This is a genomic window from Flavobacterium sp. (assembly GCF_027483985.1).
In the GTDB taxonomy this organism is placed as follows: domain Bacteria; phylum Bacteroidota; class Bacteroidia; order Flavobacteriales; family Flavobacteriaceae; genus Flavobacterium.
In genome coordinates, this window is sequence record NZ_JAIXTJ010000043.1 from 19,590 (window position 1) to 35,788 (window position 16,199).

General features: G+C 33.5%; 14 protein-coding genes. 12 read left to right on the plus strand and 2 right to left on the minus strand.

Annotated elements, in window-relative coordinates:
• Position 1 precedes the first annotated feature (1 nt).
• From Q0050_RS11530 to ctlX, 4 genes are all read left to right on the plus strand, one after another.
• Entirely contained in the window at positions 2-1,960 is a 1,959-nt protein-coding gene (locus Q0050_RS11530) for a 3-coathanger stack domain-containing protein (protein WP_298395786.1), read from the plus strand.
• An 81-nt stretch (positions 1,961-2,041) separates the two neighbouring features.
• The gene (locus Q0050_RS11535) at positions 2,042-2,956 is read left to right on the plus strand and encodes a dimethylarginine dimethylaminohydrolase family protein (protein ID WP_298395789.1); all 915 of its coding nucleotides are present in this window, start codon (positions 2,042-2,044) and stop codon (positions 2,954-2,956) included.
• Positions 2,957-3,018: 62 nt separating this feature from the next.
• Positions 3,019-3,387: a four helix bundle protein gene (locus Q0050_RS11540; protein WP_298395791.1), complete on the plus strand. Its 369-nt coding sequence runs from the start codon at positions 3,019-3,021 to the stop codon at positions 3,385-3,387.
• 60 nt (positions 3,388-3,447) lie between these two features.
• On the plus strand, positions 3,448-4,386 hold the full coding sequence (gene ctlX, locus Q0050_RS11545; RefSeq protein ID WP_298395793.1) for a citrulline utilization hydrolase CtlX: 939 nt from the start codon (positions 3,448-3,450) through the stop codon (positions 4,384-4,386).
• 95 nt (positions 4,387-4,481) lie between these two features.
• Here the strand turns inward: ctlX and Q0050_RS11550 are convergent, their stop codons facing one another.
• Positions 4,482-5,117, minus strand: a complete 636-nt coding sequence (locus Q0050_RS11550) for a MarC family NAAT transporter (protein ID WP_298395795.1) — start codon at positions 5,115-5,117, stop codon at positions 4,482-4,484.
• A gap of 166 nt (positions 5,118-5,283) precedes the next feature.
• On the opposite strand from Q0050_RS11550, the gene Q0050_RS11555 reads away from it, so the two are divergent.
• Positions 5,284-5,649: a CoA-binding protein gene (locus Q0050_RS11555; RefSeq protein WP_298395797.1), complete on the plus strand. Its 366-nt coding sequence runs from the start codon at positions 5,284-5,286 to the stop codon at positions 5,647-5,649.
• A 155-nt stretch (positions 5,650-5,804) separates the two neighbouring features.
• Here the strand turns inward: Q0050_RS11555 and Q0050_RS11560 are convergent, their stop codons facing one another.
• A complete protein-coding gene (locus tag Q0050_RS11560) occupies positions 5,805-7,322 on the minus strand; it encodes a sodium:solute symporter (protein WP_298395799.1) in 1,518 nt (505 codons plus the stop codon).
• Between the two features lie 151 nt (positions 7,323-7,473).
• Here Q0050_RS11560 and recR point away from each other — a divergent pair, with 151 nt between their 5' ends.
• The 7 genes from recR (at position 7,474) to rfbB (ending at position 16,199) form a co-directional block, all read left to right on the plus strand.
• Positions 7,474-8,094, plus strand: coding sequence for a recombination mediator RecR (gene recR / locus Q0050_RS11565; protein ID WP_298395801.1), 621 nt, complete (start codon positions 7,474-7,476; stop codon positions 8,092-8,094).
• Positions 8,095-8,166: 72 nt separating this feature from the next.
• Positions 8,167-8,952: a polysaccharide biosynthesis/export family protein gene (locus Q0050_RS11570; RefSeq protein ID WP_298395803.1), complete on the plus strand. Its 786-nt coding sequence runs from the start codon at positions 8,167-8,169 to the stop codon at positions 8,950-8,952.
• An 11-nt stretch (positions 8,953-8,963) separates the two neighbouring features.
• Positions 8,964-11,426, plus strand: a complete 2,463-nt coding sequence (locus tag Q0050_RS11575) for a polysaccharide biosynthesis tyrosine autokinase (RefSeq protein WP_298395806.1) — start codon at positions 8,964-8,966, stop codon at positions 11,424-11,426.
• A complete protein-coding gene (locus Q0050_RS11580) occupies positions 11,427-12,404 on the plus strand; it encodes an SDR family oxidoreductase (protein WP_298395809.1) in 978 nt (325 codons plus the stop codon).
• Positions 12,405-12,410: 6 nt separating this feature from the next.
• Positions 12,411-13,802, plus strand: coding sequence for a UDP-glucose 6-dehydrogenase (locus tag Q0050_RS11585; RefSeq protein WP_298395812.1), 1,392 nt, complete (start codon positions 12,411-12,413; stop codon positions 13,800-13,802).
• 26 nt (positions 13,803-13,828) lie between these two features.
• Entirely contained in the window at positions 13,829-15,106 is a 1,278-nt protein-coding gene (locus Q0050_RS11590) for a nucleotide sugar dehydrogenase (protein ID WP_298395815.1), read from the plus strand.
• 46 nt (positions 15,107-15,152) lie between these two features.
• Complete coding sequence (gene rfbB / locus Q0050_RS11595) at positions 15,153-16,199, plus strand: dTDP-glucose 4,6-dehydratase (protein WP_298395818.1); 1,047 nt, start codon at positions 15,153-15,155, stop codon at positions 16,197-16,199.

Sequence of the window (16,199 nt, forward strand, 5' to 3'; positions counted from 1 at the left end):
TATGAAAATATTAAAAACAATTTTAATAGCTCTTCTTTTTTTGAACAATCTAGATTTGATAGCGCAAACTAAGGATTATATCAATGCAGAAAAAAAGAGAATAGCAAAGACAGAACAAACAGAAAAAGATGTTGAACGATTTATCACAGATAATTTCAATAAGTATAAATTAGCTGTTGGAGCGTCAGATGAATTGATAAAAGAACTGAGAGAACACGAGAATTTTACTGATGCTCAAATAGAAAAAGCACTAATTGATGCTAAACGCAATGAGTTAAGAAAATTATTTTTTTCAAAAAATCGTGAGTTTGTTTCTGATTATAAAGCTTTAGAACTTCCAGCATCTATCGCTCAAGATTGCGTTAATGGTGACTTTGAAGATGGAACAGCAGGATATACCTTCTGGACTGATTTACACCCACAACCAGGTTCAGGAACTTCGTTTTTTCAATCTTGCGCAACGCCAACGGTTTTGACCACTACCAATGTTTTAGCGCCAACAACAAATAATTTTAATTCTAGAGCTACAATTATTAATAGTACTGCAGCAGGTTACCAACAATTTGATCCTGTTTTAGCTAGTTTTGGAGTTAATGTTCCAACTTTAAATAATAATGGAGGAACTAAAGCTATCAAACTTAATAATACTGGTGGAATGGGTTCTTCCGATTTAACTACTGTTTCTAGATATTTTCCCGTAATAAACCAATCTACAATTGATTTCAATTTTTCATTGGTGATGGATAATAAACCAGGTCACGCTCAAGATATTCAGCCTTATTTTAGAGCGAGAGTTTTAGATCAATTCGGTAATGTAGTTGATGAATTTTGTATCATAGCTAATCCTAATAATTGTTTATTTTCAACGATCAATGTAAATGCAGACAGAAGAGTTCTTTACACGGGTTGGATCTGCGCAAGATTAAATGTAGGTGATATCTTAAATCAACCCGGAACTATTGAGTTTTCGGTTAGTGATTGTCAACCTTCAGCTCATTTTGGAACCGTTTATATTGATAATATCTGCGGTTTTACTTGTGCTTCGCCGCAATTGGGTGCCATTAATACAAATCCAACAAATCTTAACTGCCCAAGCCCAACGAGTACAGAACCAATTGAAGTTTGCGGAACTTATGCGCCTCCAGCTAACGCAGTTTTAAACTCAATTACACTCCAAATTATTCAAGGTGGTGTTGTGATTGCCACAATTAACACTCCATTACAATTGACCTCAAGTGGATTTTGTTTTAGTTTTTTGCCAAGTCTTTTCGGTGCAAATCCTTCCGGCAATTATGAGTTTCAAGTAAATGCTGACTTTAATGTAAATTGTACAGCAGGAACATTTTTATACGAGATTTCAGATAATTCCGCTAATGTTGGACCCGATGTAACTTTTATCGATTGTTGTATTCCAACATTGATATTGACTTCACCAGCAGATGATAGTAATAATCTGGCACTTCCAGCTGTAAAAAAACGGGAACGATCTGACTGGATTAAAGCAGCCAACATTATTTCAGTAGGAGATAATGTTCAAGGCAATGGTGTTGTTTACCACGCTGAAAATTATGTAGAGTTAAATCCAGGTTTTGAAGCTGTGCTTGGTTCTCAATTTGCCGCTTATCCTGAAGGATGTTCGAGTACTTTTGTCTACAGAATTGGTCAGGAGCAAAATAATTCAGATGAACAACTTGAAGAAAATATTAATTTGATAAAACTTAGTAATGGTTTTTCTATTATTCCAAATCCATCAAGTAATTTTATTGAAGTTGTAATGAATGATGGTGATTTTAATAAGGTTAATATTGCAACAATTGACGGCAGAATTGTATTTGATAAATTTACTGATGCCATAAATAGAACACAAATAGACGTAAGTAAATTTCCAACTGGAATTTATATTATCAATGTGACAACTGAAGATGGACAAATTCATTCCGAAAAGTTAATCAAAAATTAAAATAGTAAATACTTATAAACAAAAGCTTCGTTAATCAACGGAGCTTTTTTATATTTGTACAAATGCCAAAAGCAAAAGTATATGTTACAATTAAATGTAAAAAACGAAACTTCTAGATTGAGAGCCGTTGTATTAGGTTCGGCCTTAAATAATGGTCCAACGCCAACAGCAGACGAAGCTTATGACCCAAAATCTTTAGAACATATTCTTGCAGGAACTTATCCTGTTGAAGAAGATATGGTTAACGAAATGGAAGCTTTCAATACTGTTTTTCAAAAGTATGATGTAAAGGTTTTTCGTCCAGAAATGATTGAAAGTTATAATCAAATTTTCACTAGAGATATTGGTTTTGTGATCGATGATGTTTTTGTTAAAGCCAATATTCTACCTGATAGAAATCGCGAATTAGAAGCTATTAATTATGTTATCGAACAAATAAATCCTGCAAAAGTGGTTCGTCCGCCAGATGAGGTTCACATTGAAGGTGGCGACGTAATGCTTTGGAACGATTATATTTTTATTGGCACTTACAAAGGTTCTGACTATAAAGATTATATCACAGCAAGAACCAATATGCAAGGTGTGCAGTACATCAAAAATTTATTTCCAAACAAGATTGTAAAAGAATTTGATTTAGTAAAATCTAAATTAGAAGCTCGCGATAACGCACTTCATCTTGATTGCTGCTTTCAACCAGTAGGAAAAAATAAAGGAATCATTTACAAAAGCGGTTTCCGAGAAGAAGCAGATTACGTCTTTTTAGTAAAATTATTCGGTAAAGAAAACTTATTTCACATTACGCGTGACGAAATGTATAATATGAATTCTAACGTTTTTTCTATTGCTGACGATGTAGTAGTTTCAGAAAAAAACTTTACAAGATTAAACAACTGGTTAAGAGAACAAGGTTTTACAGTAGAAGAAATTCCATACGCCGAAATTGCCAAACAAGAAGGATTGTTGAGATGCTCAACTTTACCTTTGATAAGAGATTAGAGTAGTTGTAAGTTTTATGTTATGAGTTATAAGTTCTGTTTATAATATTGACCTATTTAAAGATGAGTAGTTATAGAGATTTAGATATTTATAAAATTGGATTGGAGCTTTTTTACATTGTTCATCCAGCTTCTTTAAAACTTCCTAAATATGAAATGTACGAATTAGGAAGTCAAATAAGACGTTCATCTGATTCTGTGGTAACTAATATAGTGGAAGGTTACGGAAGAAAAGCTTACAAAGCTGAATTTATTCGATTTTTGACTTTCTCTTGGTCAAGCTGTTTAGAGACTGTAAATCATTTAGAAAAAATTAATCATCTGTATAGAGGGATAATATCTAATAATGAAGATTTAATTATTAAGTATAACGAATTAAGTTCCAAAATTTTCAATTTTATAAAATATGTTGAGCAAAATTGGAAGACATAAAACTATCGACAAACAAATTAACCTACAACCCAAAACCTATAACATACAACAAAATTAAAAATGAATCAAACTACAAATTCAATTCTGATGATTCGTCCGGTAGCGTTTAGAATGAACGAGCAAACGGCGGTAAACAATTATTATCAAAAAGTCCTTGACGGATTAACTCCAGCAAATGTTAATGAAAAAGCGCAACAAGAGTTTGATACTTTCGTAAACAAATTAAGAATGGTAGGTATCGAAGTGACAGTGGTTGACGATACTTTAGATCCAGATACTCCAGACAGTATTTTTCCTAACAATTGGATTTCGTTTCACGAAAATGGTGACGTGGTTTTATATCCAATGTTTGCTGAAAATCGTCGTGCCGAAAGACGTGAAGATATTTTAGATGTTCTTGAGGCCAAAGGCTACGAAATCAATGACGGAATTATGGATTACACTGCTGCAGAAGAAGATGGTTATTACCTTGAAGGTACGGGAAGTATTGTGCTTGACAGAGAAAACGGAAAAGCTTACTGCGCATTATCTCCAAGAGCTGACGAAGAATTATTCATAGAATTTTGCGAAGATTTCGATTTAAATCCAATCATTTTTGAAGCGTATCAAACTGTTAACGGCGAACGAAAACTAATCTATCACACCAACGTTATGATGTGCATTGCCGATACTTTTGCCGTGATTTGTGCCGATTGTATCGATGATAAAAAAGAACGCAAAATGGTTCTAGACAGTCTTCGTTCTGACGAAAAAGAAATTATTTTGATTACAGAAGATCAAATGAACAACTTTGCAGGAAACATGTTAGAATTGCAAGGTGCAGATGAAAGAAGGTATTTAATTATGAGTTCATCAGCTTATAATGCCTTAACCAAAAAACAAATCGCACAACTTGAAGAACATATCACAATTCTTCATTCCAGCCTAGATACTATTGAAGCTTGCGGTGGCGGAAGCGCTAGATGCATGATGGCTGAAGTTTTTCTTCCAAGAAAGTAGTTTTGTCACATTAAGCGCAGTCAAAGTGCTTTTTAACTTCCAAATTCCAATATAATTACAATTGGAATTTGGAATTTTTTTTATTGGAATTTCACTTATATTCCTCTTATAATACTCAAGACTGCACTAATAATATACTGAATACCAATAGCAACAGTCAAGAATCCTACAATTCTCGAAATTGCTACAATTCCAGAAGCTCCTAAATATTTAGCAAGATAATGAGCACTTCGCAAAACTAAAAATATTAGAAACGAAACTACCAATATTGAAAGTGTCGACGATAAAATTTCAGGTGTAGTTTTATGATCTTGGTTAAAAGCAATCAATAAAGAAATCGATCCTGGGCCAGCCAACATTGGCATAGCAAGCGGCGTTAAAGCAATTGAGGTTCTACTTTGCAAATCTTCTTCCACTTCTTTGCTGATACCTTTTCTTTTCTTCGGATTTGCATTTAGTAAACCAAAACCCGAACTCGCAATCAAAATTCCACCAGCTATTCGCAAGGCCGAGATTGTAATTCCAAAAAAGCTTAATACATATTCACCAACAAAAAACGAAATTATTAAAATGATACAAACGTTAATAGCGGCCATTAAAGAAACACGTGAACGTTCGACTTTGGTATAATCTTGTGTTAAACCCACAAAAAAGGGAATTGCGCCAATAGGATTTAGTACCGAAAATAAAGCACCAAGCAAAACAAAAAAAGTATTCAAGAAGATGTCCATTCTTAAAGAGGTTTAAATTTTCGACAAAGATAAATAAAGAATTATGCCTAAAGTTAAAATAAAGACAATTATCCGTAATTTTGTCAAATGAAATCGCCACGAACCTAACTTTTGTTTAAAACAAATTTCAAATACGGTGATGCTATAAAAAACAACTTCTACATTTATGAAAAATAAGAAAACACTAGTTCTTGGTGCTTCCACCAAACCTGAAAGATATGCTTTTAAAGCCATAACAATGCTGGTTGATAAAGGTCATTCCGTTTTAGCAATTGGTCAAAATCAAGGAGAAGTTGCCGGAGTTTCCATCCGAACCAAAAATATTCCACTTAACAATATCGATACGGTTACATTGTATTTGAACCCGATACGTCAACGCGATTATTATAATTACATTATCGAAACCAAACCTAAACGAGTAGTTTTCAATCCAGGAACCGAAAATCCAGAGTTTTATCAGTTACTTAAAGCCAATTCTATCAAAGTGGAAGAAGCTTGCACCTTGGTTTTATTGACAACTAATCAATATTAATGTCAGACTGAGCTTTGTCGAAGTTAGGAGCGAGTGGCTCGGGACTTATCAGTGAAGGTAATTCCTGCTTTTCGTTCTACTTCGTGCCACTTCAATCAGGGCTAGTGAGGTTTCCATTTTAATTTTTGTTCAAAAATCTACAGCGAGTTCTAGTTCTAAAACTTCGTTTGGCTAGTGGCAGGTTTGCTAATTGCCAATAATCCAATAAAAGTAATTAATCCGTTAACGATAATTAATTCGTTATCAATAACGTAATCGCCCAAAAGTGCCGCAGAATTTTGAGAAATCAAAAAACATATTGCAGGAGAAATCAAACAAATTAGTGGAACCAATTTATCGTGAACGGTTTTGGATTTAACAAACAAACCAAAAGCATACAATCCTAATAATGGACCGTAAGTGTAAGTAGCAATTTTAAAAACCATTTTCACAACCGAATCGTCATTGATGGCATTGAAAATGATAATCACCACAAACATCAAAACAGAAAATCCTACGTGAACCCAATGGCGCGTTTGAACCATTTTTTTATCATCTGATAACTGCTGATTGCTGTCCGTTGATTGCTTTTTGTCCATTCCAAGAAAATCTACACAAAACGATGTAGTTAATGCGGTTAACGCACTATCAGTAGTTGCAAATGTTGCCGCTGTCAATCCTAACAAAAACACTATTGTCGGTATAATACTCAAATGATTTATAGCAATTTCAGGAAAAAGTAAATCAGTTCTAGCCACATCATTCACCATCGGAACTTGTATTCCGTTTTTCTGTGCATAGATGTACAATAACGCACCAACACTCAAGAAAAAGATATTTATTAAAACAAAAACACCTGTGAAAGTAAACATATTTTTTTGTGCTTCACCAATGTTTTTGCAACTCAAATTTTTCTGCATTAAATCTTGATCTAATCCTACTGTGGCAATAGTTACAAAAATTCCACCCAAAATTTGTTTCCAAAAATAAGTGCCTTTCAAATAATCTTCAAAGAAAAATACTTTAGAATAATTGCTGTTTTTTACCTCTTCAAAAGCTTCGATTATTCCAAAATCTAAACTTCTACAAACAAAAAATATCGTTAAGAATACCGACGAAATTAAGAAAAAAGTTTGTAGTGTGTCAGTGATAATTATGGTTTTTAATCCACCGCGATAGGTGTAGGCAAAAATCAATCCGAGCGAGATTAAAACGGTAATTGCAAACGGAATTTCTAATGCGTCGAAAACATATTTTTGTAAAACAAAAACCACTAAATACAACCTAAAAGCCGACCCAATTGTTCTTCCAATTAAGAAAATTGTTGCAGCAGTTTTGTAACTCACCACACCAAGTCGCTGCTCGATATAACCATAGATTGAAGTCAAATTCATTCGATAATACAACGGAAGTAAAACTTTGGCAACAATTATAAATCCGATGGCGCAACCTATTACAAATTGAAAATATTTAAACTGCAGATCAGGATTTCCAACCTCGCCAGGAACGGAAATGAAAGTGATTCCAGAAATTGCTGTACCAATCATTCCAAAGGCTACTAAATACCATTTTGAATTTTTGTTGGCCTTAAAAAAAGTATCATTATCAGTACTTTTTCTACTAACAACATTTGATATAAAAATTAATAATCCGAAGTAAACTACAATTAAAATTAGAATGGCTATTGGCGACATAAATGGTTTTTTTGTTTGCGCTAAAATATAAATATTTGAGAACATTGAGTATAGAAAATAGAAAAAAGACATAATATAGAATTCTTAATAAACTTTCTATATTCTATGCTCTTTTTTCTATTCTCTTTTTAAAAAATACTACTTTTGCCAAATGGAATTTTCATCTAAACTTCTCGAAAAAGCGGTTAACGAAATGGCGCAATTGCCCGGAATTGGCAAACGAACTGCCTTGCGATTAGTGCTTCATTTGTTGAAACAACCAAGTGAGCAAACTCATTTTTTATCGCAAGCATTAACCACAATGCGCGATGAGATTAAATTCTGTAAAAATTGCCACAATATTTCCGATGTAGATGTTTGCGAAATTTGCGCAAATGCATCAAGAAACCACAAAATAATTTGTGTTGTTGAAGATGTTCGCGATGTAATGGCTATTGAAAACACCAATCAATTTAAGGGAGTTTATCACGTTCTTGGTGGTAAAATATCGCCAATTGATGGCGTTGGACCAAGTCAATTGAATATCAATTCGTTAGTTGAAAAAGTAAAATTGGGAGCGATTGAAGAGATTATTTTTGCATTAAGCTCTACAATGGAAGGCGATACTACCAATTTTTTTATTTTCAAACAGCTTAAAGATTACAATATAAAAACCTCTACAATTGCAAGAGGAATTGCGGTTGGCGACGAATTAGAGTATGCCGATGAGGTCACTTTGGGACGAAGTATTCTGCAACGAGTTCCTTTTGAAAATTCACTTAAAAATAATTAGTTAATATTCTATTCTAACTTTTTTGTTTTTACATTTGAAAAACTATCTTTGTTTGCTAAATTACTTTTGATAATGAATTGTAGAATTTTATATATATTATTTTTCGTAAGCGTTTTTCTTACATCTTGTGTACCAACAAAGGATTTAATTTATCTACAAGATAAAGGAAATTCTACTACTGCAAATGTTGTAGAATCTACCAATAAACCTTATCGTTTGCAAACTAATGACGTGCTTAGCATCACTATAAAAGCACTAGATGAGCGTTTGGTTGAGATGTTTAGTACTACAAGCAAAACGCAATTATCTCCAACAATTGAATCTTTATTTTTTAATGGTTACACAGTTGATGATCACGGAAACATCCGAATTCCGGTTTTGGGCGAGGTAAATGTACTTGGCTTTACTGCCGAAGAAGTGAGAATTAAGGTAGAACAACGATTGTTAGATGAATATTTCAAGGCAACTGCTCAATTGTTTGTGAGTGTTAAACTTGCCGGATTTAGATATACTGTAAATGGTGAAGTTGGTACTCCTGGTACTAAAGTTTTATATCAAGAAAAGGTAAGCGTATTAGAAGCCATTGCTAATTCAGGTGATATTACAGTTACCGGTGATCGAAAAGATGTTGTGGTTATTCGACAATTTCCGCAAGGTGCAGAGACTTTCAAAATTGATTTGACTGATAAGAATGCAATGAAGTCAGCGGTTTATTATTTACAGCCTAACGATTATATCTATGTTAAGCCATTGAAACAAAAAACTTGGGGTACAGGAAAAACTGGAATAGAATCTTTGGGTACTATTATTACCATCTTATCGCTGGCAACCACCACTTTTTTATTACTTAAAAACTAAAATAACCAATAATGTTAGATATAAAAGATTTTTCTTTTTTTGAAAACCAAAACAGCTTTGACTTTAAAGGTTTTTTAATAAAAACGGGTAGTTATTGGAAGTGGTTTATATTGGGTTTAGCAATTTCTTTGGGTATTGCTTATCAAATAAATATTAGAAAACAAAAGATTTATTCTCTTGAAACTACTATTGCTGTTAAAGAACAAGAAAACCCATTATTTACTTCAAATACCAGTTTAGTTTTTAATTGGGGCGGAACATCCGATCAAGTTCAAACTATTGCTACGACATTAAAATCGCGTTCGCATAACGAGTTGGTTGTAGATAAACTAGATTTTTTTATTGACTATCAGCAAGAACAAAAGTATTATACCAAGGATATTTATGGTGAAACACCGTTTTTAATTAAAATTGACAAAAGTAAAAATCAGTTACTTGGAACACCAATTGAAATAGATTTTAAATCGCCTACAGAATACCAAATTAAAATCAATTTCAAGTCTAATTCTGCTGCAGTTATTAATTATAATACCAATACAAGAGACGCACAATCTGTGGTGAGTGGTGATTTTATAAAACGATTTAAAGTCGGACAACGAGTAGCGCTTCCATTCCTTAATATGGTTCTTGAAATCAAAGAGAATCCAGGTAATTATACCAATCAAAAGTTCATTGTTAAAATGAATTCATTTGATGATGTAGTTTCAAATTATAAAAACGTAAAGGTTCTTATTGACGAAAAAGCTGGTTCTATCTTAAAGTTATCTATGCAAGGAACTAACAAAGCTAGAATAGTTGATTATCTTAACGCTACTGTTAGAATGTTAATGAAAAAGCAATTAGAAAGTAAAAATTTATTTGCTGAAAATACCATTAAATACATTGATACTACTTTAGCGTTGATGGAAGGTGATCTGAAAGATTCCAATAATGAATTGAAAGATTTTAGCAGAAATAAGAATATTGTTGAAATAGAGAAAAGAGGAGAAAATTATCAAACTCAAATTCAAGAGTTAGATATTACCAAAGATGACATTGATAGAAAAATTAATTATTATAATTCATTAAATAATTATCTAAGAAACAGTACTGATTATTCTAAACTTCCTGCGCCTTCTGTAGCGGGAATTGAAGAGCCAAATATTTTAAGAAATGTATCTGATTTGATTTCGCTTTCAGTTAGAAGGTCTGAAATGGCTTATTCTGTAAAAAGCGAATTAATGTTCAATACTATTGATAACGAGATTTCGGCTGTAAAAAGAGTTTTATTAGAAAATATTGCTACTGCTAAAGCTGCTATTCAATTTGAATCTAATCAAGTTAGAAGTAAGATAAGTCAGGCCGAAAATAATATTAGACTTTTACCCGAAGATAGTCAAAATTATCTCAAAATAATGAGGAAATTTAATCTTAGTAACAGTGTGATTGATGCTTATTTACAAAAACGTAATGAGGCTCAAATTGTTAAGGCAGCTAACTTATCAGACATTCAATTTATCGATCCTGCAAAAGATATTGGTGGTGGTTTGATTGGTCCAAGAACAGGCGTTAATTATGTTATTGCTATTTTCACCGGATTGATTATTCCGTTGTTGATTGTGTTCTTAATCTTTTTTATCAACAACGCCATTCAAAATACAGATGATATTAATTCCTTGACAAATATTCCTTTAATAGGAGTTGTTGGAATGAAGCATTCTGATACCAATTTAGCCGTTTTTGAAAAACCAAAGTCAGCTTTATCCGAGTCTTTTCGAGCCATTCGATCGTCGCTCCAATTTTTGTATAAAAAGCAAAAAGTTTCAGGTAGTAAAGTGCTAATGCTTACGTCGTCAGTCAGTGGTGAAGGAAAAACTTTTTGTTCTATTAATATTGCCACAGTATTTGCTTTAAGCGAAAAGAAAACGGTTATAGTTGGTTTAGATTTAAGAAAACCGAAAATTTTTGACGATTTTAATCTTAAAAATAATATTGGTGCCGTAAATTATTTAATCGGTCAATCAACTTTAGAAGAAGTAACCCAAAGTACTAAAATTCCTTATTTAGATGTAATCACATCAGGTCCAATTCCACCTAATCCATCCGAATTAATTATGGGTGAAACGATGAGTGAGTTTATGGACGAATTAAAAAACAAATATGATTACGTAATTTTAGATACACCTCCAGTTGGACTAGTAACAGATGCAGTAGAACTTTCAAGCTATGTTGATGTTACGCTGTATGTCACTCGTCAAAATTTCACTAAAAAAGAAATGATTAACTTATTAAACAATAGAGTTAAGAGAGAAGAATTACACAATGTAAGTATCATCTTAAATGGCTTCCAAAATAAAGCCAAATATGGTGCTGGATATGGTTATGGATACGGTTATGGATATGGCGCCTATTCTAATGGGTATCACGAAGAAGAGGTTTCTAATAACATTTTGGTTAAGTGGTATAATGCCATCTTTAAAAAGAAAAACTCATAAATGGAAGTTGTCAAGAAAATACTAATAACAGGTGGTGCTGGTTTTATTGGATCTAATTTATGTGAGTACTTTGTTTCTAAAGATTATCACGTAACTTGTTTGGATAACTTTTCTACGGGTCATAAAAAGAATATTGAGCATTTATTACATAAGGATAACTTTTCTTTGATAGAAGGTGATATTAGAAATTTAGAAACTTGTATGCAAGCCACAAAAGACAAAGATTTTGTGCTTCATCAGGCAGCATTGGGTTCGGTGCCACGTTCTATTCAAGATCCTATTGCTAGTAATGAAGTTAATGTTTCTGGGTTTTTGAATATGTTGGTTGCTTCACGCGATAATGGAGTTAAACGAATTATTTATGCGGCGAGTTCATCAACTTATGGGGATTCTGAGGTGTTGCCTAAAGTGGAAGAGGTGATTGGTAAACCGCTGTCGCCTTATGCTATTACTAAATATGTTAATGAATTGTATGCTGACATTTTTAGTAAAACTTATGGATTAGAAACTATCGGATTGAGGTATTTTAATGTTTTTGGAAGACGTCAAGATCCTAATGGAGCTTATGCTGCTGTGATTCCTAAGTTTGTTATGCAGTTGATGAAGAATGAGAGTCCGGTAATTAATGGTGATGGCAGTTATTCTAGAGATTTCACTTATATTGATAATGTGATTCAAATGAATGAGTTGGCTATGACTACTGACAATAAAGAGGCTTTAAATACAATATATAATACGGCTTTTGGCGATCGTGTCACTTTGAATGATATGGTTGGTTTGTTGAAAAAGTATTTATCTAAATATGATGCGTCTATTGCTGAGGTTGCGGTGACTTATGGTCCGGAGCGCGTTGGTGATATTCCTCATTCCTTGGCTAGTGTTGAAAAAGCAAAACGATTACTAAATTATAATCCAAAATACTCCTTTTCATTGGGCTTAGAGGAAGCGGTGAAATGGTATTGGGAACATTTAAAATAAAATAGAATGAAAATTACAAATATTTGCTGCATCGGAGCAGGTTATGTGGGTGGACCAACTATGGCGGTTATCGCTCAAAAGTGTCCACATATTAAGGTAACTGTAGTTGATTTGAACGAAGAGCGCATCGCTAGATGGAATGATGACGATGTTGATAACATTCCAGTTTATGAGCCAGGTCTTGGAGCTATTGTTGCGCATTCACGCGGGAAAAATCTTTTCTTTTCAACTGAAGTAGATAAGGCTATTGACGAAGCTCAAGTTATTTTTATTTCGGTTAATACGCCTACTAAAACTTATGGTTCTGGAAAGGGTATGGCTGCAGATTTGAAGTATATTGAATTGTGTGCTAGACAAATTGCACGCGTTTCAAAAACGGATAAAATTGTTGTTGAGAAATCAACATTGCCTGTTAGAACAGCTGAGGCTATTAAGAGTATTTTAGATAATACTGGTAATGGTGTTCAATTTCAAATATTGTCTAATCCTGAATTTTTGGCAGAAGGTACAGCTGTAGAAGATTTGCTGGCGCCAGACCGTGTTTTAATTGGTGGTGATACTGATGAAGAAGGTCAAAAAGCTATTCAAGCACTGGTAGATGTTTATGCTAATTGGGTTCCGAAGGATCGTATTTTGACTACTAATGTTTGGTCGTCGGAGTTGTCTAAGCTTACGGCTAATGCTTTTTTAGCACAACGTGTTTCGTCTATTAATGCGATGTCGGAATTATGCGAAAAAACAGGCGCTAATGTAAATGAAGTTGCAAGAGCTATCGGAATGGATAGTAGAATTGGACCTAAATTTTTAAAAGCCTCTGTAGGTTTTGGAGGGTCTTGTTTTCAAAAAGATATTTTGAATTTAGTTTATATTTCAAAGTCGTTCGGGTTGCATGAAGTTGCTGACTATTGGGAGCAAGTAATCATTATGAACGATCACCAAAAAAGAAGGTTTTCTAAAAATATTGTAAGTACGTTGTACAACACTATTGCCGATAAAAAGATTACCTTTTTAGGTTGGGCATTTAAGAAAGATACTAATGATACAAGAGAATCTGCTGCTATTTATGTGGCTGATGATTTGATAAATGAGCAAGCTAATATTGCTGTTTATGATCCGAAGGTGGCTTATAAACAAGTGATTTCTGATTTGAATTACCTTGAAACACGTTCAGAAGATCAAAATAAAAAGCACGTAACTTCTTTTAGTGATGTTTATGAGGCTTGTGCGAATTCGCACGCTATTGCGGTATTAACCGAGTGGGATGAGTTCAAAAATTATGATTGGCAGAAGATTTATGATGGAATGAAAAAGCCGGCGTTTGTTTTTGACGGAAGAAATTTACTAGATTCAGAAAAAATTAGAGCTATCGGTTTTATTTACCAAGAAATTGGTTCCTAAATTTTAATAATTAAAACTACTTTTAGATGGAGGTAAAAATCGGTATTATTGGTCTGGGATATGTAGGTTTGCCGTTGGCTAGATTGTTTGCAACAAAATATCCAGTGGTAGGATTTGATATCAACGAAAGTAGAGTTTCTGAACTTAACAAGGGTAATGATTTTACTCTAGAAGTTTCAAAAGAACTCTTGGAGTCCGTACTTATTGATGCACCATTAAGTGGCGTTGGTTTGTTTTGTACAACCGATTTAGAAGCCATTAAAGATTGTAATTATTATATTGTAACCGTACCAACTCCAGTTGATAAAAATAATCGTCCTGATTTGACTCCTTTGTATAAATCGAGTGAGACGGTTGGTAAGGTACTTAAAAAAGGAGATATTGTTATTTATGAATCCACCGTTTATCCTGGACTTACAGAGGAAGAATGTGTTCCAGTTTTGGAACGTGTAAGTGGTTTGAAATATAATGTAGATTTCTTTGCAGGCTATTCACCTGAACGCATTAATCCGGGTGATAAAGAGCATACGGTAGATAAGATTTTAAAAATCACTGCTGGTTCAACACCTGAGATTGGTTTGAAAGTCAATGAAATTTATAAGTCCGTTATTACGGCTGGAACACATTTAGCGCCATCTATAAAAGTAGCGGAAGCTGCCAAAGTAATTGAAAATTCTCAACGAGATATCAATATTGCTTTCGTAAATGAGTTGGCCAAAATTTTTAATATTTTAGATATTGATACTCAGGCTGTTTTAGAAGCCGCTGGTACTAAATGGAATTTCTTAAACTTCAAACCTGGTTTGGTTGGCGGACATTGTATTGGTGTTGATCCTTATTACTTGGCTCAAAAAGCTCAAGAAGCAGGTTATCATCCTGAAATTATTTTGGCCGGAAGGCGTCTGAATGACAGTATGGGTGAGTATGTGGCTTCTCGAATTGTGAAGTTGATGATAAAAAAGCGTATTCCAGTAAATCATTCAAGATTGTTGTTATTGGGTATCACTTTTAAAGAGAATTGTCCTGATGTAAGGAATACTAAAATTGTAGATGTTATTAAATCCTTACAAGATTATGGTATAACGGTATCTGTATTTGATCCGTGGGCTAATCCAAGTGAAGTTATGCATGAGTATGGTTTAGTTACGACTAATATCGTGCCCAAAGAACGCTATGACACCATTGTTTTGGGTGTTGCACATAAAGAATTTTTAACTTTAGATTTAGAGCAATTTAAAAATCCGAACTCAGTAGTTTATGATGTTAAAGGAGTTTTAGATTGTTATATAGATGGTAAATTATAATACTTTTATCTGAACCTCATTCAGTAGAAGTAAAATCAGAATAAAAATGAAAAAAATAGTAATCACAGGAGGAGCAGGTTTTATTGGTTCTCACGTAGTTAGAAGATTTGTAACTAAGTATCCCAATTATCATATTTTTAATTTAGATGCCTTGACTTATGCTGGTAATCTTGAAAATATTGCTGATATAGAAAAAGCGTCTAATTATACTTTTATCAAAGGCGATATTGTTGATGCTGATTTTATCAATAATTTATTTGAAGAGCATCAATTTGATGGCGTGTTGCATTTGGCAGCCGAGTCGCATGTTGACCGTTCGATTACCGATCCGTTGAGTTTTGTTAAAACCAATGTTATCGGTACGATGAACTTATTGAACGCGGCTAAAACTATTTGGAAAGACAACTTTGAAGGTAAGCGATTTTATCATATTTCTACCGATGAAGTATATGGTTCGCTTGGTGCTGAAGGTTTGTTTACCGAAACTACTAGTTATGATCCTAATTCACCTTATTCGGCTTCCAAAGCTAGCTCTGATCACTTCGTGAGAGCTTATGGTGAAACTTATGGATTGCCTTATGTAATTACCAATTGTTCTAACAATTACGGTCCTTATCATTTTCCTGAAAAATTGATTCCGTTGTTTATAAATAATATCATTAATAACAAACCGCTACCTGTTTATGGTGACGGTAAATATACCCGCGATTGGTTGTTTGTTGAAGACCACGCAGCTGCTATTGACTTGGTTTTTCACGAAGGGAAGAATCACGAAACTTACAATATTGGTGGTTTTAACGAATGGCAAAATATTGATTTGGTAAAATTACTTTGTGCTCAAATGGATGAGAAGTTGGGAAGAGCTAAAGGCACTTCAGAACAATTGATTGCTTATGTTAAAGATCGTCCGGGACACGATTTGCGTTATGCTATTGATGCTTCTAAAATCAATAAAGAATTAGGATGGGAACCTTCTGTTACTTTTGAGCAAGGATTAGAACGCACAATTGATTGGTATTTGGCAAATGAAACGTGGCTGAAGAATGTTACTTCGGGTGCGTATCAAAATTATTATGCTGCGCAATATGAATAA

Bases quoted from the DNA above. Each gene is read 5' to 3' on its own strand.
- Q0050_RS11590 (WP_298395815.1), top strand. From the start codon at position 13,829: ATGGAGGTAAAAATCGGTATTATTGGTCTGGGATATGTAGGTTTGCCG.
- Q0050_RS11570 (WP_298395803.1), top strand. From the start codon at position 8,167: ATGAATTGTAGAATTTTATATATATTATTTTTCGTAAGCGTTTTTCTT.
- Q0050_RS11580 (WP_298395809.1), top strand. From the start codon at position 11,427: ATGGAAGTTGTCAAGAAAATACTAATAACAGGTGGTGCTGGTTTTATT.
- Q0050_RS11530 (WP_298395786.1), top strand. From the start codon at position 2: ATGAAAATATTAAAAACAATTTTAATAGCTCTTCTTTTTTTGAACAAT.
- Q0050_RS11555 (WP_298395797.1), top strand. From the start codon at position 5,284: ATGAAAAATAAGAAAACACTAGTTCTTGGTGCTTCCACCAAACCTGAA.
- recR (WP_298395801.1), top strand. From the start codon at position 7,474: ATGGAATTTTCATCTAAACTTCTCGAAAAAGCGGTTAACGAAATGGCG.
- Q0050_RS11585 (WP_298395812.1), top strand. From the start codon at position 12,411: ATGAAAATTACAAATATTTGCTGCATCGGAGCAGGTTATGTGGGTGGA.
- Q0050_RS11540 (WP_298395791.1), top strand. From the start codon at position 3,019: ATGAGTAGTTATAGAGATTTAGATATTTATAAAATTGGATTGGAGCTT.
- rfbB (WP_298395818.1), top strand. From the start codon at position 15,153: ATGAAAAAAATAGTAATCACAGGAGGAGCAGGTTTTATTGGTTCTCAC.
- Q0050_RS11575 (WP_298395806.1), top strand. From the start codon at position 8,964: ATGTTAGATATAAAAGATTTTTCTTTTTTTGAAAACCAAAACAGCTTT.
- Q0050_RS11560 (WP_298395799.1), bottom strand. From the start codon at position 7,322: ATGTCGCCAATAGCCATTCTAATTTTAATTGTAGTTTACTTCGGATTA.
- Q0050_RS11550 (WP_298395795.1), bottom strand. From the start codon at position 5,117: ATGGACATCTTCTTGAATACTTTTTTTGTTTTGCTTGGTGCTTTATTT.
- Q0050_RS11535 (WP_298395789.1), top strand. From the start codon at position 2,042: ATGTTACAATTAAATGTAAAAAACGAAACTTCTAGATTGAGAGCCGTT.
- ctlX (WP_298395793.1), top strand. From the start codon at position 3,448: ATGAATCAAACTACAAATTCAATTCTGATGATTCGTCCGGTAGCGTTT.